At 37.1% G+C, this 19993-nt stretch carries 18 protein-coding genes and 1 other annotated feature; of the genes, 5 read left to right on the top strand and 13 right to left on the bottom strand.

From position 1 onward, the window contains the following. Positions 1-135: 135 nt before the first annotated feature. The 11 genes from P7D84_RS11755 to P7D84_RS11705 all read right to left on the bottom strand — a co-directional run bounded on the left by P7D84_RS11755 (position 136) and on the right by P7D84_RS11705 (position 13190). Positions 136-1491 carry a peptide MFS transporter gene (locus tag P7D84_RS11755; protein ID WP_137604249.1) on the bottom strand — a complete coding sequence of 452 codons (1356 nt, stop codon included), beginning with the start codon at positions 1489-1491 and terminating at the stop codon, positions 136-138. A gap of 27 nt (positions 1492-1518) precedes the next feature. Next, a complete protein-coding gene (gene pepI / locus P7D84_RS11750; protein ID WP_311806534.1) occupies positions 1519-2400 on the bottom strand; it encodes a proline iminopeptidase in 882 nt (293 codons plus the stop codon). Between the two features lie 15 nt (positions 2401-2415). After that, positions 2416-3492, bottom strand: a complete 1077-nt coding sequence (locus tag P7D84_RS11745; RefSeq protein ID WP_137604251.1) for a M24 family metallopeptidase — start codon at positions 3490-3492, stop codon at positions 2416-2418. Between the two features lie 505 nt (positions 3493-3997). Further along, positions 3998-4462 carry a threonine/serine exporter family protein gene (locus P7D84_RS11740; RefSeq protein ID WP_311806533.1) on the bottom strand — a complete coding sequence of 155 codons (465 nt, stop codon included), beginning with the start codon at positions 4460-4462 and terminating at the stop codon, positions 3998-4000. Between the two features lie 37 nt (positions 4463-4499). Further along, positions 4500-5258 carry a threonine/serine exporter family protein gene (locus P7D84_RS11735; RefSeq protein ID WP_311806532.1) on the bottom strand — a complete coding sequence of 253 codons (759 nt, stop codon included), beginning with the start codon at positions 5256-5258 and terminating at the stop codon, positions 4500-4502. A 126-nt stretch (positions 5259-5384) separates the two neighbouring features. After that, a complete protein-coding gene (locus P7D84_RS11730; RefSeq protein WP_137604254.1) occupies positions 5385-6455 on the bottom strand; it encodes a M24 family metallopeptidase in 1071 nt (356 codons plus the stop codon). A gap of 188 nt (positions 6456-6643) precedes the next feature. Next, on the bottom strand, positions 6644-8146 hold the full coding sequence (locus P7D84_RS11725; protein ID WP_311806531.1) for a chloride channel protein: 1503 nt from the start codon (positions 8144-8146) through the stop codon (positions 6644-6646). Between the two features lie 55 nt (positions 8147-8201). Then, the gene (locus P7D84_RS11720) at positions 8202-9281 is read right to left on the bottom strand and encodes a replication initiator protein A (protein WP_311806530.1); all 1080 of its coding nucleotides are present in this window, start codon (positions 9279-9281) and stop codon (positions 8202-8204) included. Positions 9282-9937: 656 nt separating this feature from the next. Beyond that, entirely contained in the window at positions 9938-10465 is a 528-nt protein-coding gene (locus tag P7D84_RS11715) for a hypothetical protein (RefSeq protein WP_311806529.1), read from the bottom strand. A gap of 12 nt (positions 10466-10477) precedes the next feature. Beyond that, positions 10478-11326 (bottom strand): ParA family protein, encoded by an 849-nt coding sequence (locus tag P7D84_RS11710; RefSeq protein WP_137604258.1) that lies wholly within the window; start codon positions 11324-11326, stop codon positions 10478-10480. A 796-nt stretch (positions 11327-12122) separates the two neighbouring features. Beyond that, the gene (locus P7D84_RS11705) at positions 12123-13190 is read right to left on the bottom strand and encodes an iron-containing alcohol dehydrogenase family protein (protein ID WP_137604259.1); all 1068 of its coding nucleotides are present in this window, start codon (positions 13188-13190) and stop codon (positions 12123-12125) included. Between the two features lie 128 nt (positions 13191-13318). Continuing rightward, positions 13319-13552 (top strand) — a binding site (T-box leader). Positions 13553-13657: 105 nt separating this feature from the next. Here P7D84_RS11705 and P7D84_RS11700 point away from each other — a divergent pair. The 5 genes from P7D84_RS11700 to trhA all read left to right on the top strand — a co-directional run bounded on the left by P7D84_RS11700 (position 13658) and on the right by trhA (position 17370). Continuing rightward, positions 13658-14482 carry a MetQ/NlpA family ABC transporter substrate-binding protein gene (locus tag P7D84_RS11700; RefSeq protein ID WP_311806528.1) on the top strand — a complete coding sequence of 275 codons (825 nt, stop codon included), beginning with the start codon at positions 13658-13660 and terminating at the stop codon, positions 14480-14482. Positions 14483-14579: 97 nt separating this feature from the next. Further along, positions 14580-15593: a methionine ABC transporter ATP-binding protein gene (locus P7D84_RS11695; protein ID WP_311806527.1), complete on the top strand. Its 1014-nt coding sequence runs from the start codon at positions 14580-14582 to the stop codon at positions 15591-15593. Beyond that, positions 15593-16255 (top strand): methionine ABC transporter permease, encoded by a 663-nt coding sequence (locus P7D84_RS11690; RefSeq protein WP_137604262.1) that lies wholly within the window; start codon positions 15593-15595, stop codon positions 16253-16255. The genes P7D84_RS11695 and P7D84_RS11690 overlap by 1 nt, the downstream gene beginning before the upstream one ends. Before the next feature lie 74 nt (positions 16256-16329). Further along, the gene (locus P7D84_RS11685; protein ID WP_311806526.1) at positions 16330-16647 is read left to right on the top strand and encodes a hypothetical protein; all 318 of its coding nucleotides are present in this window, start codon (positions 16330-16332) and stop codon (positions 16645-16647) included. A gap of 87 nt (positions 16648-16734) precedes the next feature. Further along, the gene (trhA, locus tag P7D84_RS11680) at positions 16735-17370 is read left to right on the top strand and encodes a PAQR family membrane homeostasis protein TrhA (RefSeq protein WP_311806525.1); all 636 of its coding nucleotides are present in this window, start codon (positions 16735-16737) and stop codon (positions 17368-17370) included. A 41-nt stretch (positions 17371-17411) separates the two neighbouring features. Here trhA and P7D84_RS11675 read toward each other — a convergent pair whose 3' ends face one another. Then, a complete protein-coding gene (locus P7D84_RS11675; protein WP_137604265.1) occupies positions 17412-18587 on the bottom strand; it encodes an AI-2E family transporter in 1176 nt (391 codons plus the stop codon). Positions 18588-18771: 184 nt separating this feature from the next. After that, on the bottom strand, positions 18772-19494 hold the full coding sequence (locus P7D84_RS11670) for a hypothetical protein (RefSeq protein WP_311800473.1): 723 nt from the start codon (positions 19492-19494) through the stop codon (positions 18772-18774). Between the last annotated feature and the right edge of the window lie 499 nt (positions 19495-19993).

Genomic DNA, 19993 nt, shown 5'->3' with positions numbered 1-19993 from the left:
TACCTTTTTCACATTCCTCTATTAATCACTACAAAAAAACAACAGCCAAACACTTTTGTTTTTAATAGCTAGTTAGAACGACAATTTTGTACAATAAAAAATCCCACCTCAGTTTTGAGGTGGGAGCAACTCAGATTAATCGTCTTGTTCTAGACGGTCCAGCGTTTTACTACCAAACCATAGTGCCGCACCTAACACAATAACGATTGCGGCTAAGATTCCATAACCCATTTGGAAACGAGCAGGATCAGAAGTTTCTAAAACAGCATAGATTTTCGGATAGATCATTGTTGCAAAGAATACAGCGATTGGCCATAAACCAAGTAAAAGACCCATAACCTTAGCTGGCGCCAATTTAGCAATGAATGAGTTTCCTAAAGGAGAGAAGATCATTTCACCAATAGACATCAGCAAGCTTACTAAGATCAACCAAACGATTGAAGTCTTTCCATCGCCGACCATATCAGCTAAGACCATTGCTACATAAGAAATCCCTACTAAGATCATTCCTAGAGCTGTCTTCTTAAACATACTCATATCCCCTTTAGGACGAGCAGCCATTTTTGTCCATAAACGACCTAAAAGTGGACCTAAGATGATACAAGTCAGAGCGTTCATTGAGTCAAAGTATGAAGTTGGAACTTTGAAACTTCCGACTAACCAATTTGCACGTTCTAAGAATCCAGCACCGTCACCATAACCAAAGTAGTAATAAGCTGGCATGTAAGCTAGGTACCATACAGTCCAGAAAACAATTGAGAAGATGGTTACTAAGATGATTGCTAAAATACGTTTTTTATCGCCGGCTGTTAATTTTGTATCTTCGCCAGCTTCTTTTTTACCAGCAGATTCAAACTTACGTTGATCGATCTTGAATGGTTTTTTACCAGCTTCACCTAATGAACGGCTGTTGAAAATAAACCAAAGAGCATCAACCAATAATAAAATCCCACAAATTAAGAAAACGAAATTAAAACCAAAACTAGGGATCAACAATACTAAGAATGTTGTACCGATGAATGAACCGATGTTTACAAATGAGTATTGAACAGAGAAGGCTTCGTTCAATTCTTTTTCATCATTGAAGAGCAAACCATTTACCCCTGAAAGATTCCCTTTGAACAAACCGGTTCCGATTGAAACTAAGATGATCATGATCCAAACCATACCGATTGAACTTGCTTGCCAAGTAAAGAGATAACCGATTCCCATCAAGATCATTCCAGCAGCTACACAAAGTCTTGGACTTAACCAATAATCGGCTAACCAACCACCAACGATTGGTGTGATGTATGTCATCGCTACAAAGGTTGCTGACATTTGGGCCGCTTGAGCAGTTGATAAACCTAATCCGCCTGCCCCAACAGTTGTTGCGATCCAAATCGCAAGCATATATTTTACAGTATAAAAAGCACAACGTTCAAATGAGAAACCTAACGCACAGACATAAAAGCCAAAAGGTTTCTTCGTTTTTACTGGAGATGTTTCCACTATCATTCCTTCTTTCTACAGATAAGTTTAATCGTTAGCTGTTAACCAGCTTTCTAAAAGTTCCATGTATTTTTCGCGTTCTTCCACAAATGGCATGTGGCGGCTGTAAGCAAACAGCTCCCACTTTGCCCCAGGAATTGCGTCATACATAGTTTTTGCCACTAGAGGCGTACATAAATCATTTGTGCCACTAGTAACAAGTGTTGGGATAGTGATCTCACGTAATTTGTCTGTGTAATCATATCCTTGCAATGTACCTTCAGGCGAATATTCATTTGGCCCCCATGCCGCTACGTAACTTTCTGTTCCAGCTACTTTTTTGCGACGTAAAGGTTCTGGTGAATCTTCCGTTGGTACAGCTGCCGCATGGCGAACCATGAAACGATCGTTTGCTGCAAGATAAGCAGGATCTTCATAGTTACCTGTTGCTTCAGCTTGAGCAATTGCCGCTTGATCTTCTTCTGACATGAATTTGATCATACGGTGCTGTTCTTGAGCCCATAATTCGGCTGAAGACAATGTACTTGAAAGGACCATACTCTTGATGCCTTTTGGTGCATAATCACAAACATAAATAATTTCTAACATGCCGCCCCAAGATTGTCCTAATAAGTGAACCTCGTCTAAATTCAGGTGTTTTCTCAAAGCAATCAGTTCATTGACCCAAGTCTCAGCCGTCCAAAGATCTGGTTGTGATGGCACTGCTGATTCCCCACAACCTAATTGATCGTACATGATGATCTGGCGGCCATCGACCGCCATTTCATCAAGTACTTCAAAATAATTATGAGTTGATCCAGGTCCGCCATGCATGACAATCAATGGTTTTTTATTACCGGCTTGTTCACCAACAATTCGATAATAAGTCTGATGCCCTAGATAAGGCATATATCCTTCTTCGATTTTCATACGTCGCGCGGCCTCCTAACCGATTACTTCTAAGTCTTTAGGATAATGATTCAAGTTTTCACAGCCATCTTCTGTTACGATGACTAAATCTTCGATACGAACGCCTACTTCACCTGGAATATAGATCCCTGGTTCAATCGAGAAGACATTGCCTACTTCAGCAACGTTATCATTTGATCCCGAAACATCGCCAGCTTCATGGCAATCGATTCCGATAAAGTGACCTAAACGGTGAGTGAAGTATTCACCATAGCCTTTTTCAGTGATGTAATCACGTGCCGCTGCATCAAGATCAGATAATTTCACACCTGGTTTCACAAGATCAATCGCACGTTGGGCAGCTTCTTTTACAGTTTCATATACTTCGCGACCTTTATCAGATACTTCTTTGTAGAAGAATGTCCGCGTCATATCTGAAGCATAAGAGTTTTTGATTCCGCCGATGTCTAAGATGACAGAGTCTCCTGGTTTAACTTTTGAATCATCTGTTTCATGATGCGGATCTGCCGCATTTGCACCATAACCTACGATTGGGTCAAATGAGAATCCTGTATTGCCTAATTCTTTGTAAATTTCACCAAGTTTTTCTGCCATTTCAGCTTCAGTTAACTCTTCAGGCAATAATTTTTTCAAACGATCAATCGCGATTTCATTGTCAGCTTGTGCTTCACGCATCAATTGTTTTTCTTCTTCGTCTTTGACAGCACGAACGGCGTCAGTTACTTCTGAGCCATTTCCTAATTGAGCATTTGGTACAAGTTCTAGTAAATTCAATAAGAAATGAGCTGGCCAATTCTTATCAACACCAATTTTTTTGTCAGTGTCAACATACTCAAGTACTTTTTTCACAGCATCGTCGGTATCATCAATAAATACTTTTTCCACGCCCAAGTCTTCTTCGATTGGGAATAATTTGTTGACGATCAGTGTGTTTTTATTTTCTGGAGTAATGACTAACACTAACAACCGTTCACCCGGATGAATCCAGCGGCCAGTTAGATAGAAAATAGTTGTTGGATCTGAAACCAATAATTGGCCATATCCTTGCTCTTTCATTTTCTCAATTACTCTTTCAACGCGATGTTCTTTCAAAATCTTTCACTCCTTTTATAGTATGATGTCTCGCCTGACGGCATATATTAAAAACAGCGCTGTGTTCAGACAACTGTTAATAATCTTATAGAGATTACCTGCTATGCAACAGCTTAAAAATAACTGCAAAAAATTGTGCAGTTATTCACCTATCACTAGTTTTAAAATAACCACAAAATCATTTGAATTTCAAGTCTTTCAAAGAATAAAATTAAATATAACCATGCGTATCCGCTTCCATTAGTTTACTATATCTTTCAGCTTTTTTAAACAATTCTTTAAATTTTTTTTATAAAGTGACAATTTTTTCGAACTATTTTTTAAAAAACAATAGATTTTTATTATCTTTTGAATGATAGCATCCTCTTATTATATTCTCATCTTTCTATTTTTTTATTAAAATAATCAGGTATTATTATTTCGAATCTATGGGATTGTTTTTTTTAATAATTTGAACTATAAAAAACCAACCCTGTTATACAACAAAATTGGTCTTCTTATTTGTTCATGATAATGAATTTTTATTTTTTTTTATCTTGTGATAGGAATAGAAAAATTTTGGTGACAATTCATAACCTACTGTGATTCCTACTGCGATGGCGATGGCAATTTTCAAAACTTGGATCCCGATTTGTGCTGCCTTGATTGAATCACCAATGAAAAAATTATAGGTGAAATTGTAAATCCCTACCCCCGGAACAAGGCAAAAAATGCCACAGATCAGAAAAATGGTTACTGGTGCTTTTAAAGCAAACGAAGCTTCACGTGAAAGATAGATCAATGCCAATGATGCAATAAAGGTCGCGGTCACCGGCGCGACCCAAAAATGCATAATCACTAAATAAATAAACCAGCCGCAAGCTCCGATTACCCCACAATGAACATAATAACGACGCGGCACTTCAAATAATATTGCAAAAGAAATGGTTCCTAAAAAACCTGCTAAAGTTTGAAATAAGCCATTGATCATTGGCTCTACGCTCCTTTCCTGATGGAAAAATAACAAATTACAACATACTAAAGGCTCGCAGAACTAATCCCACGCCTACTGATACACAAAGAGCCGTAATCAGTGCGTAAATCATCTGACCCCAGCCAGAACTATAATCCCCATCAAATAAATAACGAATCCCATTAACAACGGCAACTCCTGGTAAGAGCGAGATGATTCCGCCAGTTACTAGACTTGTCAGATGCAAGATCGGTAAAAAATGAACGAATAAACAAGCTAAAATACTAACAAATGCACTACTAGTAATAGTTGAAATAATATCTGACATATTGAATTTTGGTAACAAGTACATAGAAAAACACGCCAATAATACACCTAGTACCAACGCCCCTACTGTATCCCAAAGACTCCCGCCAAAAATAAAACAAAAACTGGCACTGCCAAAAGCATAAGCAAAGATTTTTAAAGGATCCGAAGCAAAAGACTCCTGTTTGATTGCTTGCAACCACTCATTTGCCTCTTCTGGACTCAGTCGTTTTTCCGTTAAGCGGCGCGACAATGTATTGATTTGCTCGATACGTCCCAAATTGATCGGCGAGATTGGAATGTCTCGTACGCGGGCCTGGACCGTCTGATCCTCCAACCGTGCCGTCATAAAAATACCATTGATCAATACAAAACTATCGAATTCTTTTAGTTCTAATGCTTCTGCAATATGGCGAATGGTGGTTTCGATTCGTTTAATTTCAGCACCATTTTTCAATAGTGTTTCACTGATATCATAAACAAAATCAAACGACTCCCGTTCGTTCATCCAGCTCCCTCCCTTTTAGATAGAACTTTTTCCCATTCTTCCACACAACTCCATGAAAGAATTACCTGCTACTAAAAAACGACGACAGTCTTAACTGTCGTCGTCTTAGTATAGCCTATCTCATGTTTATAATTCAATCAAATCGTGGGAAATACTGATCATATTTTCATAGCCATCCTCAGTGATCAAGACTTGGTCTTCAATTCGTATCCCGCCCCAATCAGGAATATAAATTCCTGGTTCAATCGTCATGACCATATTTGTTTCCAACACGTCATCATATTGTTCATCGATGTATGGTAATTCATGCACAAACAAACCGATACTATGACCAATATTTCGATAAGTGTATTGCGGATACTCGGTACCTTCCAAGGGTTTCAACGATGCTTGATAAATATCTTTTACGGCAGCACCGTTTTTCATAACTGCTTCTGCAGCTTCTAAACTTTGTTTTTCTAATTCATAAACTTCTCGTTGTTTGTCTGTCGCTTTACCGACAACTACCGTTCGTGTCATATCAGACATATAGCCTTCATATTGACAGCCAAAATCCATCAACACAAAATCCCCATATTCAATTGATTTTTTCGATGGAATCCCATGTAATAGTGATGTATTAGCACCTGAAATCAAAATGTTTCCATAAGGTTGCGTGTCTGCCCCTTCTTGCACCATGTATAAAGAAAGTTTAGCAGCCAATTCCTTTTCTGTTACACCGACGCGAATATCTTTTAAGATCCGTTCAAAAGCCCGACAAGAAATTTCACATGCATTTCGCATATATTGAATTTCTTGTGGCGATTTAATTGCACGCATACGATCGATTACGCCGCCAGCTTGTACAAATTCTGCATGGGTCTTTGAGGTAAAATCAGAATACATGTCATAAGTTAAATAATCAGCTTCAAAAGCAATTGTCTTTAAGTTTTTCTCACTCGCTAAACGCGCCACTGTATCTCCAACAGTCCGTCCTGGCAAGCGCCAATTGATAATTTCATACTCTGGTACTTCGATATCGGCTTGTTCCGTGTAGCGCGGATCAGTCAAAAAGTATTGTCCCTCTTGTGTGAGCAAAATGAATGAATCGTCTCCTGTCCAACCGCTAGTAAAACGAACATTCACTCTTTTGGCAATAAAAAAAGCATCCAGGTTTTCTTTTTCTAGATACGCACGAATTTTTCCTTCGTTTAACATTGTCACACATCCCTTTCCATTTTGAAGTTCTAGCCTTCTAAACACTAGAGTAGCAGTCAGTCGTATTTTGGTCAACGCTTTCAAAAAATTCTCCAGAAAAAATTGACTCTTTTACAATCAGTAACGGCCCGACTAATTCTTATTTCAAAAAAAGCCAAAAGGCATCGATTTGATGCCTCTTGACCTGCTTATTTTCGACGATGCCGGCTCATTCGAGTCATTGGAGCCTCATCTGTTTTACGAGTCGTTTCAACTTTATTGGTTGTTCCACTAGGTTTTCGCAGTTCTCGTGCCAAAATTTCTTGTTTTGGTTCTGCGATCTGTGGTTGTATTTTTTCTTGTTTCTTGCGATCAGCTGCTTTTCTTAATTCAGCGATTTCACTTGTTGGATTAGCTTGCGTCTTTGTCACAGACTGTTTCGTTCGCTTAGGTAAATCAGGTAATTTGAACGACTTGATCGTTTGTTCTTCGTGGAAAAAAGGAACTCGCTGTAAAAAGAGATTGCCTAAATATCCGGCCAACCAGATCCATAAAAATAATTCTACTGGAAACAGCAACAAGAACAAACATGCGGTGGCTAACGGCTGCTTTAAAACTACTGCACACGCGCTAGCTGTAAAAACAGCCACTAATAAACCTGGTGAATACGGCAATAGATTTGCAAAAGCTAAAGCTGCTGCAATACTAGCAAAAATCAGTGGGAAGATTGTTCCACCGCGCCAATTACAAGCTAAACAAAAGATCGTTACTGCAAGTTTTCCAAATCCAACTAACAATAAGATGAAAAAATTCATCGTCTCTGCTTGACGAGTAAAAGATAGCAGCGTATGTTCCCCAGAAAACAAAAAGTATGGTGAAATTATCCCTAAGATTCCTAAAATAATCCCGGCAAAAATAGCCAACGGCAATGGATTGCGAATCCGTTGATTCAACTTTTCCCCTTTTTCTTGCAAGGCTAAGAATATTTTTCCGAAAAGTGCCCCAAAAATAATCATGGGAATCACTAACAATAGGCCTTGCCAAGTAAAACTGCTCTCCATTTTTCGAATCGCAAAAACTTGTTCTTGATTCGGAAAAAGATTGTAAACCAAAAGATAGCCGACAAATCCAGTAAACGTAGCAAAAATGTATAGAACATATTTTTTCAACTTGCTCTCGGTGACCACTTGCCAATCTTCTCGCTCAACAGATCTTCCTACTCCAAATAGTGGTGCCATAAAAACAACGCCTAAAGATGTGCCGATTCCAAATTCAAGTAAATCCACTCGCTGTTCGGCCGTAATTTTTCTGCGATCGGCAATGTATGTGATCAACCCTCCAATAATAGCAACTAAAGCTGCCTCCGGACCTAAACTTGCCCCAAAGAGCAAAACAATCAGCGATCCTAATAAATTACGTATGATCTTACCGCCATGATAATCGATTTTTTTTGTTTCTTGGTATTCGGTAAAAGACTCTTGCAACGTTCGCGGATAGCGGCCAAAGGTTTTCACAAAAAAACCAATCGCTACTCCCCCAATCGTACAGACAATCAAAGGATACAGTCGTGGATCACCTAGCGCCTTAGGCAATAGCTGCCATAAAAGGTGATGACCTAGTTCTGTTATGCCCATAAAGAAAGCGACAATGACACCAACAACTAGACCTAATAGTCCACTGTAGCCAAAAAATGCTAGTTTAAACTTATTCATAAAATTAACCTTTCTCTAAATAGATTCCGCTACATTATAACAAAGGTTTGTCTTGTTAGGAGATTTTTTTAGCGACTTTCTGTGCTTTTAGCGGCTTTTGCCGTGAATTTTTTTGCTGAAGCGTCAATTGGACGCATGAAAGCGTTCGTTTCAATGCCGGTGTCAATTGATAATGGTCGACTAAATATTGGCGGATTTTTTCGCTAAAGAAGCCTCGCATAAAAGCAAAGAAGAACCCTTCAGGATTTTTCACGGTTTTATACCGATACATCTGTTCAATCGCTTTGGCAATCGCATCACCAATATCTGCTTTGAAGTACTCATTGGCTTCAAAGGTTAAAACTTCTGCTTCTGCGGGCAAGCCTGCTTTGATGTATTGCTGTGTACTAGCATACTTTGCTTTAAAAATTGTATCGACAAACCAGCGAGCTTTTTGATAATCCCCTTCACAAAAAGGTAAGAAACGCTGAAACACTTGTTGCGGGAGTACGTGAGCATAACGAGCCTGTAAACCGGCAATAAGATTTTGTTCCTGTTGGTTGGCAGCGTCTTTGTTATTCGTTACATTTGTTGCACTTGTAGATTGTTTTGCTAAATGTTTTTGTGTACTTGTAAGCAAATCTTGCGTGTTCGTAGTAGCAGAATCTGCGCCTCTATCCACAGTGGATAACTCAGAAGTTGGTTTAGTCTCTTGTTTATCCACAGGTAATACCGTTTTAGCACTTGTATAATTTTTAAATGCTAATTGAACAACAACATTTTTTTCTGGAGCTTTAGGATTAGAAACATAGATTCGATAATTTTTAAGGCCATGGCGAAGAACTTGGATCAAGCCAGCTCCACTCAAAGCATTTTTTAAATTAGTGATTTTTCTTTCAGAAACTCGTAATAGGGCTGCTGCCTCTTCATTTGAAAAATAGATATAAGGAACCCCGTTTTCATCAAGCCAGGTCCCTTCTTTTTGAGAATTGTAAATGCTGCAAGTCATTCTCATCGTGTACAATGCGTGAAGCATCATGGCCTCAATGGAAAGATTTTTGTATTGTGGATTATTGATTAAATTCAAATCAATGGGAAGATAATTTCCGTTGGGTAAGTTTGTTGCGGTCATTATATTATCTAAATTTGTGGACATAACAAAAAAACCTCCTTAGTTCACTCTCTAATTTATTACGAAAGTTTTTAAAGGAATGTTTACTGTCACAAGATATCTGATTGAGAAAATGATCAAAATATAGTATACTTAATAAAGGTTAGGCAAACACCAATTTTTCTAACCCTAATAAGTTTATTTAAATGTGACAGGCTAATTCGCCAAAATTAGCTCAAACCTTTGAGTTTAAAGATCGCCAAATCTTTAAACTCTTTTTTCGTTTTTTTCTACACGTATAGAATAATGGATTAAAAGCCCGTTGTAAAGCGATTTATAGCTAACTTTTTTTGGAGTAAACTTTTAATATCTTTGTAAAACATGTTGAGGTATACCTTAATGACAATTGAAAAACATATTAGGTAAACTTTATTTTAAGATATAAAACTATTTTTGGTAAACTCTAATTAAAGTGTGAGCTAGTCCCTTCTTATGAAAGATTGTGGATAAAAATGAATGTGGATAAGGGCTACATTAGTTATCCACAGATAGGCAAAGAACACGTTCTTTTTTTCAAAAGTAAACTTTAAAAAAAAATTAACAATAAAAAAAGTAAACTGTAATATCAGTTATCAAAAAAAAAAGTAAACCATAATGTCGGATATAATCTACATTACGGTTTACTTTTTTTTCGATGAATTCTAATCGTTTTCTAATTCTTTGAATAATTTTTGATATTTTGGCTTCTCTTTATACTCCTGCATCGCAGCTTCTTCCAGTTGGTCTAAGAAATTTCGATCATCTTTTGATAAACCCTTTTCCATATAGTAGTCATATAAAAAATCAATCATTCTATCCGGTGTATAGCCGTCAAACTTAGCATTTATTAAGTTTTGCATTCGAATCTTTGTACGGGCAGAGATTTTTTGCATTTCTAAGGCTTTTAAGCGAGGATCATAATATTGCCGCTTTCTTCCCCGTTTGCCGGTTTCATTTTCTTGCGCGGGCATTTTTTCTTGTGAAGCACTTTTTTCATTTTGATGTTTTGCTTCTCCGTGAGAGGAATGTCGAAAATCGGTTTCATGATTTAAGTTTCTTTTAGCTAAAAGATCTTGAGTGCTGGGTTTCTTCTCCTCTTTATCTTGATTGGAGTATTCCGACATTTTTTCAATACCTTTATTTTTTTTATTCGCCGTTAAAAGTGAATCTAGCTTCATTTTTTTCGCCATTTAACGTCTCCCCTACTCTTCACCGCTTAAAATGAGGCGATGTTCATCAATTTCGTCTAAAATATTTACAAAAACTTCATGAGCACGTTTGTCCCATTGCTCAACTTTCCCATTCTTATTGATATCATAAGTAATACCAGAGCCATCATAGCGTTTTAAACGGCTTTGATTTAAAACAACGGTATCTAAAAGATGTGCGCCATAGATTTCTTTTGCTGCTGTATAAATTTCTTGATCGACAGAATCTCGTTTTTGCATCATAAAAGGAACGATCCCAACGACTTCCAAGTCTGTTTCGTATTGTTCAATGAAGAAATTCATATAATCAATATAGTTTTGTGCCCCTTTTAAGGACTTCACTTGTGTTTGCAAGATAACGATAACATATTCTGCCACGTACATAGCAGCATTGGAATACGTGCTGATTGTCGGCGGTACATCGATATAAATCACATCATACACATCTTTTAACGGTTCAATCAACGTCTCCATATATTTGAATTGAGATAATTTATCTCCAGGATATTTCTCAATCATATAATCTGGAAAGTCAGAAAATGAAATATTTGCTGGAATCAAATCTAAATTAGGAATAATCTGATAAATAGATGATTGAATATCCCCTGATCGAACGGCTTCCCAAATGGTTGAGTCGAATTCTTCTGGTAATGTCTCATTTCCAAAATTTTCAGCAGTCAATGATAAGACATCACTAGTATTTCCTTGTGGATCCAAATCGATTACTAATGTTTTGCGTTTTTTACGAAAGGCACTTTCAAATGAGAGCATTTGAACGGTCGTAGATTTACCGACACCGCCTTTAAAATTTCCTACTACATAAGTTTCAGCTTTTTTTGGCATAAAAATTCTCCAATCCTTATTTCTCTATTAAAGTTTACTATAAAACAAACTAAAGAGCAATAAAGTTTACTATAATTATTGTTAATAAGGTAAACTATAAAACGACATAAAAGTAAACTCCATTATTCAAGATAAAGTTTACTTTTATAACTATAAGAGGTTTACCTAAAAAAACAGATAAAAAGTAAACTTAATTTCTAAAAAAGTAAACGTCAGAATTAATAAAGGTTTACTCCATCTATATAAAAGTAAACCTTTATATAGATAAAACATTGTAATATCAGTATTTTAATAAATAAAAAGTAAACATTAATTGTTATGAAGTAAACTCTAATATGGATAAAGAGTAAACTGCAAATTTTGAATAATAAATAAAAAGTAAACTTATTTATTTTGTAGTGAACCTAATAAGATAAATTTAATCTATTTAAGTAAACTTTTATTTAATAAAGTAAACTTAATTTAATAATGCAATTAGGATACTAAATCATCTATATTAAGAGTAAACCGTATAACAAGCGCATGATACTCATGGATCTAAGGAATAATAAATAAAGTAAACTATATAGAATCTATATAAAGTAAACTTTTAACTAAGGATATAGAATAAAGTAAACTCCAAATGAGTATTGTTTATTAAAAAGTAAACTTCAAATAAAAGCTTTAAAACAAGGTTATTTGAGGTCTACTGCATATAAAAATAAATCATCAGATATTTAAGTAAACTTTTATTAAATAAAGTAAACTATAAATAAAAAAGCTCATTGAGGTATACCTCAATGAGCTAAAGTAAACTTTATAATGATTCGACTAATTGAATAGCCTGATAAATTTGATCCGGTGTAATGGCAGAATCTACCAAATTAAATGTTTCGTTCGAAGAAGCAGCATGATTAATCACAGGAGCTAAAGCTTCCTTAGAAGTGTCAAGCACATTCAAATCTTTTAATTTCAAAGGCAATCCTGTTGCTAGATAAAAGGATTTTAATTTTTGGATCTCAGCTAAATTTTTTGTATGAGCTAATTGAACGAGAATTCCATAGGCAACTTTTTTTCCATGGAGCTGATGATGGGTGGAATTTAGGAAAGAAAGGCCATCATGAATCGCATGAGCACCTGCTGAACGACCGAAAGAAGCGGCAAAGCCACCAGTTTCTCCGGCTAAGCCAACAATCGTATCTGTGACACGGGTGAAAGCAGCTGAAGATCGACGTTGTTTCAAATCTTCAATAGCTGGGATAGCATCTTGTATCAAAAGTTCTTGGATTGCTTTGGCACTAGCGATTCCAAGTCGGACATAGGCAGATTTTTGCTCATCTTGTAAGTTTCGTGTAATGCCTTCAATTTCGTACCATTTTGCTAAAGTATCACCGATTCCAGCAACAAAGTATTCGGTTGGTGTTGCTAATAAAAATTTGGAATCTACTAAGGTTAGAAAAGGCGCACGTTTCATATAACCGATTGACTTAAATGTCCGATCGGGGTGGTAGACGGCAACGATCGGGGTGAAAGGTGCGCAATTTGAAATTAAGGTCGGGATGACCAGTAACTCAGCATTTAACTCTTCAGCTGCCATTTTTGATGTGTCGATTACACGGCCGCCGCCAATTGCAAGAATTAGATCGGCTTGTTCGATATTATTAGCTAGTTCGACTGCATTTTCATGGCTGGAACTGCCATCATAGCGGTATATAGGATAGGAAAGTTTCTTTTGATAATACTGTTGAAACGCATCAAAAGATTTCTCTCCAGTAATGACTGCAATTTTTTTGAAATCGTCTAAATAACTAGTTAGATCGTGAAGGATACCTTCGCCACTAACATAACGATTTGCGCCGGGGCGTACTTCAGTTGTAATATCCATGGATTTTAACTCCTTTAATGAGATTACAATCAGTTTATCTTCCATAAAAATTAAAGTCAAATGTGTTTTTAATTATAAAAAATATTGACAATTTTCATTTAAGTGTGTAAGATACGATTTATCAATTTAAAAACGTGATGAAGAGAAAAGTATAGGCTATGAAGCATCAAAGAGAATCCGGATAGGTGAGAGCGGATATGTCGAAGAGTTTAGAAAATGGTCTCTGAATGGCATTGTCGATAAGTAGGCAGTGACGGGGTAGCACTCGTTAACGATGCTCAAGTATGATTCGTACTTGTTGAGGCAATAGTTGTAAAGCTATTGCAAATGAAGGTGGTAACGCGAGTGAGCTCGTCCTTTTTCTATACAAACTGTATGGAGAAGGGCGGGCTTTTTTTGTCAAAAGCAGGTGAACTCGCATTGGTTGTTTGTATTAGTGGATAAAACAAAAAATAGGAGGAAACAAAATGAAAAAGTTAGGTAAAGGAATTTTATTGAGTGTAGCAGTTTTAGCCGTAGGTGGATTATTAGCAGGTTGTGGAAGTAAAGACGAAGCAAAACCATTGGATGAAAAAAAGGTGACTATCGGGGTAACATCAGGACCACATCAACAAATTATCGAAGAAGTGGCCAGACAAGCAAAAAAAGATGGTATTGAGATTAATGTGAAAAGTTTTGATGATTACAATACTCCTAATAGCGCGTTGAGTGATGGAGATCTAGACGGCAATAGTTATCAAACTTTTTCTTTTTTAGAACAACAGGTAAAAGATAAGGACTATAAGATTGAATCAGCGTTTAAAACAGTGGCCTTTCCATTAGGGGTTTACTCTAAAAAGATTACGGATTTAAGTAAACTTCAATCAGGAGATAAAATCGGTGTGCCAAATGATCCAACAAATGAGTATCGTGCCTTGAAATTATTAGAAGAAGCTGGCGTGTTGGAACTAAAAGACGGTGTTGAAGTCAAAGCGACTAAAAATGATGTAGACAAGAATCCAAAAAACATCGAGATTGTAGAACTAGAAGCATCACAGATTCCTTCACAACTTGATGAGTTAGCTGCTGCAGCAATCAATACAAATTTTGCTTTTGGTGCAGGACTGACGATTAACGACGATGCGATCTATAATGAACCATTAAAAGACAATCCAAATTACAATGTATTTGCAGTCCGGACAGAAAACAAAGATGACAAGATCGTCAAAGAAATCAAAAAATACTATCAATCAGATGAAACAAAGAAATTTATTGAAAAAGAGTTCAAAGGATCAGTAGTTCCAGCGTTTTAAGAAAAAATAGAGTATTTATCAGTACGATTGTTTTAGCTGCGAATAGCTGGAGAGCCATCTAGGAAAATAAGAATGTGTATTAGGGGGGAAGCGTCACATGATTGAGCTTAAAAATGTCTCAAAAATCTATCAACAAAAAAAGCGTCGCATAGAGGCAGTCAAGGAAGTAAATTTGACGATTGAAAAAGGAGAGATTTTTGGGGTGGTAGGTTATTCTGGCGCAGGAAAGTCTACCTTGATCCGTATGATTAATTTTCTAGAACCGCCAACGACAGGTGACATCTTGATCAATGGTCAAAAATTAAGTGAATTAAACAAAAAAGAATTATTGTTAACTAGACGAAAAATCGGAATGATTTTCCAAGGGTATAATTTATTGTCGACTGCAACAGTCTATGAAAATATTGCAAAACCTTTGAAATTAGAAGGGGTGGCCCAAGAAGTGATCAAAAAACGGGTGGACGAATATTTGGACCTAGTCGGCTTGACTGATCGTAAGGACAATTATCCGGCGCAATTATCCGGTGGACAACGCCAACGGGTGGCGATTGCGCGAGCTTTGGCTCACGAACCGGAAATTTTATTGTCTGATGAAGCAACGAGCGCATTAGATCCTGAGACAACAGAATCAATCTTGACCTTGTTGACAAAGATCAATCAAGAGTTAGGGATTACAATCTTTTTGATTACCCATGAGATTGAAGTCGTACAACGAATCTGTGATCGAGTGGCAGTGATGGAAGATGGCAAGATTATCGAGGCAGGGCCTGTGATCAATTTATTCACCCGTCCTAAAGAGGAGACGACCAAACGATTCATTGGTGCCAACAACGGCTACAACGTCCCTGAAGAAGTATTAGCGGCTTATAAAGGTACTGGACGATTAGTCCAACTACAATTTATTGGAGAAGAGGCGACTGAACCGGTTTTAGCAAAAGTTGCGCGGGATTTTCCATTGAATCCGAATATTCTCAGCGGCAATATTGGCTATTTGAAAGAGCAACGGCATGGTCGGCTGCTAGTTCAATTTGCTGGCGGAACGGCATCTGATTTTCGTGCGGCAAAAGAATACATTCAAAGTCAGGGAATCATCGTTGAGGAGGTAGTGTAATGGGTGAATTTTGGAGTCAATGGGGAGCCGTTGTCATCGAAGGGTTAGGCCAAACGTTAGTGATGGTCTTTGTTGCATTGGGTCTGTCGATAATTATTGGGATACCATTAGGTGTGTTGTTGGTGATTACTCGCCCAGGCGGCTTGAACAGTAATTTTACGGTGTACTCGATTTTAAATAGTGTCATCAATGTTTTACGTTCACTTCCTTTTATTATTTTACTGTTTTTGATTCTACCACTGACAAAACTAATTATGGGAACGACGATTGGTGTGCAAGGCGTATTGTTGCCGCTGATTATCTATACGGCACCGTATCTGGCTCGTTTAGTGGAAACGTCGTTATTGGAAGTTGATGGCGGGGTAATCGAAGCATATCAAGCGATGGGGATCAGTCATTTTCACATTATCTACAGCGTTTTGCTAAGAGAAGCACGAGGCGGGATTATTCGAGGATTGACGATCGCTATGATTGGTTTGATTGGTGCAACGGCAATGGCTGGTTTGGTCGGTGCTGGCGGATTAGGCAGTATCGCTTATCAATATGGTTTTTTACGAAATGAACCGGCAGTGATGTATACGACGATTATTTTACTGATTGTTTTAGTCCAAATCGTCCAGACATTAGGAAATACAATTGCAAAAAGTTTAGACCGAAATTAATTGAGCAACGGTGAGTCAGGAAGCGTTCTTTCCCGGTTCACCGTTTTCTTTTTGCTATAATGAAAGAGACCGTAATGCGAAAACTTGTAAATGAGGTGAGCAGAGTGAAAGGCAAGGATCTGCTGACGGCAATTCAAATAGATGCCGCCGGAGAATTGAAACAACTATCTTCGTATAATTATGTTTTCATCACAGAAGGTGAAAAACAAACGAATCAGTTGGCAGTCAAAGTGGAAGAAGCCAAGATTGTGCTGCATAAACAACAAGGAAATCCCTTAACGTTAAATGAATTAATCCAAGTGTTAAATGAGGTCAAGGAAGCAGAAATTTTTTTTGAGGAGGAGTTGATTTTTGGGTATAAGCTGATTAAACAAGGAATTGTCTTAGGTTGACGAACTATCTAGTTTTTGAAACTAGTTTGAATTATCTTGTTAACTGTGTTACGTTATCTTTAATAAATAATTTGAGGTGATAACTAAATGGATACACAATTTAGTCGGAAATATCTAATTACAAATGAAGTGTTGAATGCAGTAACCCATGGGTTGGGTGTAGTGCTAAGTATTGTTGGGTTTATTTTTTTGTTGAGAAAAGCCGATAGTGGGCTGGATTATGTTTCCTTTATTATCTATGGCGTCTCATTGCTGCTGCTGTTTTTAGCTTCAACACTGTACCATAGCTTGATTTTTACTAAGGCAAAAAAAGTTTTTCAAGTTTTTGATCATTGTTCAATCTATTTATTGATTGCTGGGACGTACACACCTTATTGTTTGCTGTACATCAAAGGAGTAATCGGGATTGTTTTACTTAGTATCATTTGGCTAGCAGCAATCGTCGGGATTATCTACAAAAGTCTCACATTAAGCAAAGTGAAATCGGTCTCAAAATTATCTACAATCATTTACAATGTGATGGGTTGGGCGGTTGTGATTGCATTGCCAAGTCTATATCAAAGTGTAGGATTGCAAGGGTTGTTGTTATTAGTCGGCGGCGGAATTGCCTATACGATAGGTTCTGTTTTTTATAGTATGAAAAATAGACGCTATATGCATGTTGTTTGGCATTTGTTCGTCATGCTAGGTGCGTTATTGATGTTCTTTTCTATTTATTTATAAAAGCTAAAAAGGCTGTGACAAGTGATTGTCACAGCCTTTTTTTATAGATAATCGTCTTCTGAAAAGCCTGTATTGCGATAGGCACCTTCATCAGCAAAATATTTATTATAGCGTTGTTTGAATTTACGGAAGGCAAAAACAACGAGCAATTTGACCATGGAATAGATCGGAATTCCAAAAATCACACCAACCAATCCTAAGAGATCCCCCATCACTAGTAAGACGACCAAAATCGTGATCGGATGGATCTTTAATTTATCCCCCATCACTCGCGGAACGACCAGATCTCCGTGAAGCAATTGGACGACAAACCAAGCAATCACAAATTTAACGACCATAAAAGTAGAATCTTGAAACGCGATGAATACTCCTGGGATAAAAGCCAAAAACGATCCGATATAAGGAATGATACTCAATATTCCTGCAGCTAACGCGATGACCGTTGCAAACTGCATCCCTAACAGCAAGAAAACGACCCAATAGATCAATCCTAGCAACAGTGAAGCAATGACTTGGCCTTTTAAAAAGGCACCTAGTTGTTGATTAGCCAGTTTGATTAAGGCACTTGAATCTTTTCTAAAACGCGGTGGGATTAATTCGATTACCGCATTGTAAAGCTTGTGGGGATTTTGGATTAAGAAAAAGGCAATGATTGGTCCGGTAAACAAGGTGATGGCTGTACTAGAGACTGCCGAAAAAATCGTTCCTAAGCCTTTTGCCCCGTCTTGCCAATTTTCACCTAAGTAATTCCAGGCTTCTTTGGTCAATTTATCTAAAGAATTCAATGCTTGATCAGAAGATGTTGCAAACGGCGTAGCATCTAAGATATGTTTGATGCCATTTTGAAAATCGTCAACAAAATCAGGGAATTGTTTAATCAAATCTTGGGCCTGTGTTTGAATGACAGGAATCAACCGTGCTCCGCCGAAAAAAAGCAGACCGAAGATCACTACATAAGTCAGGACATTGCTGACAATGCGGGGAAGGCCTTTTTTACTTAAGAAATTGACCACCGGATTCAATAAATAATACAATAATAATGCAAAAATCATAGGGGGCAGTACAGTAGTGATAATGACTATGATCGGTCGGAAAATAAAAGACACTGTATTTAATAAATAAATGGCCAATGTACTTAAAATGATTAATCCGATGATATAATAGGATGTTTTTCCACCAAAAAATTGAATCAATTTTGAGGGTTTTTCTTTTTCCATAGAATGGACCTCCTTGTTCTAATTTAAAGGCATAAAAAACAAACTGCCTTAATGCACCAAGTATACCGAATGTCCGTAAGACTGTATACTTTTGGGCTTTAAAGATCTGCAGGACTGTGAAAAGGAAACACTAATGATCTTTTGGCAAACACTGCGATGATTTTTGTAGTGTTTGCCAAAAAAATTACCAAGCGGTCCAATCGATGTTGTTGGGATCATCTTCTAATCTTTCATAATGATAGAGAAAATGGACTTTGTTATAGTGGCGAGTAAATTCACCAATTTGATGAGTAAATTGAGCTAGACCTGGGCGCTTACTCAATAATCGAGCAAAATAAGTATCCGGAAAATTCAAGTAAGCCAGTGGGGTATTTTCCTGGTTGGTAAAATGAAAAAAATCGCGTCGAACCAATGCAAGAAGATAACAAGTGATCTCTGCTCGCGCCATCAAACTGCGTCGCAAAATCGGCAATAACAAATTGGGACCGGAAAGTATCTCGGCAAAATAACGTCCTTTTTCACAGTGAAGGGCGGAAATTTTTAGTGGATTGAGCCAACATGTCTTTTGAGTATTTTCCAAGGGGAAAAGAGCAAAGTAAGGACAGAGCCAGGGGAATTTATAAGAACCAAAGCAGGATAGGGCTTTGAGGCAAGCACAAATTAACTTATAGTGTGGAAAGCAATGAGCAGCAGAATATCGTTGCAAGGTCGTTAACCCATTTTCTTCGCTATGGTAAATTTTTTTATCAGTAAAAATCAAGACACCTGTCTGATTCGGAATCGGAGCGATCAAAATGATCTCATGAGCACTCAATGGGTCAAAAGGCTCCGCCTGTTTCAAGCAGACCTCCCAAAGATCAGACCACATGTAGCCATCCAAATACTCGTTTTTCTCACATGTACGCATAAAAATCTCCTCCTTAGCAGCTATTATTTATTGTTTTCATCACCAATATAAGGGAAGTGAGAAAAATGTACACGTTTTCTTTTTTGGAATAAAAATAAAAAAAGAATAATTTCTCTTTGAAAAAAAGTTCAAATAAATTTTCATTAATAAAAAAGCCTGTTTTTTAATAAAAGATTTGCATTTTAAGTTAAAGGAAGAGCCGATAAAAACAAGGCAATATAAGTTTTCTGTTTTAATAAAAGAAAAATTACTTGTTAGAATTTATGGATGGATGCGAAAGAATCCTTGTAATAAGGGAATTCCTATTGTCATTAATGTTATTTAATAAGACGGACAATTGGAAAAGAAAGTTTGTGAAATAAGAAAAAATTTTTTCGACTTCTATTTTGAAAAAAACGAGAGTTTTGCGTATTTTTTTCTTGTCGCCGATTGTAAAATTAAGCTAGACAACTAAAAAAGCCATTTGTGCTACACTCAAAATAGTTCTGACCAAAGAATT

The organism is Enterococcus dongliensis (assembly GCF_031927985.1).
In the GTDB taxonomy this organism is placed as follows: Bacteria; Bacillota; Bacilli; order Lactobacillales; family Enterococcaceae; genus Enterococcus_A; species Enterococcus_A dongliensis.
This window is presented reverse-complemented; position numbering and strand designations above follow the sequence as displayed.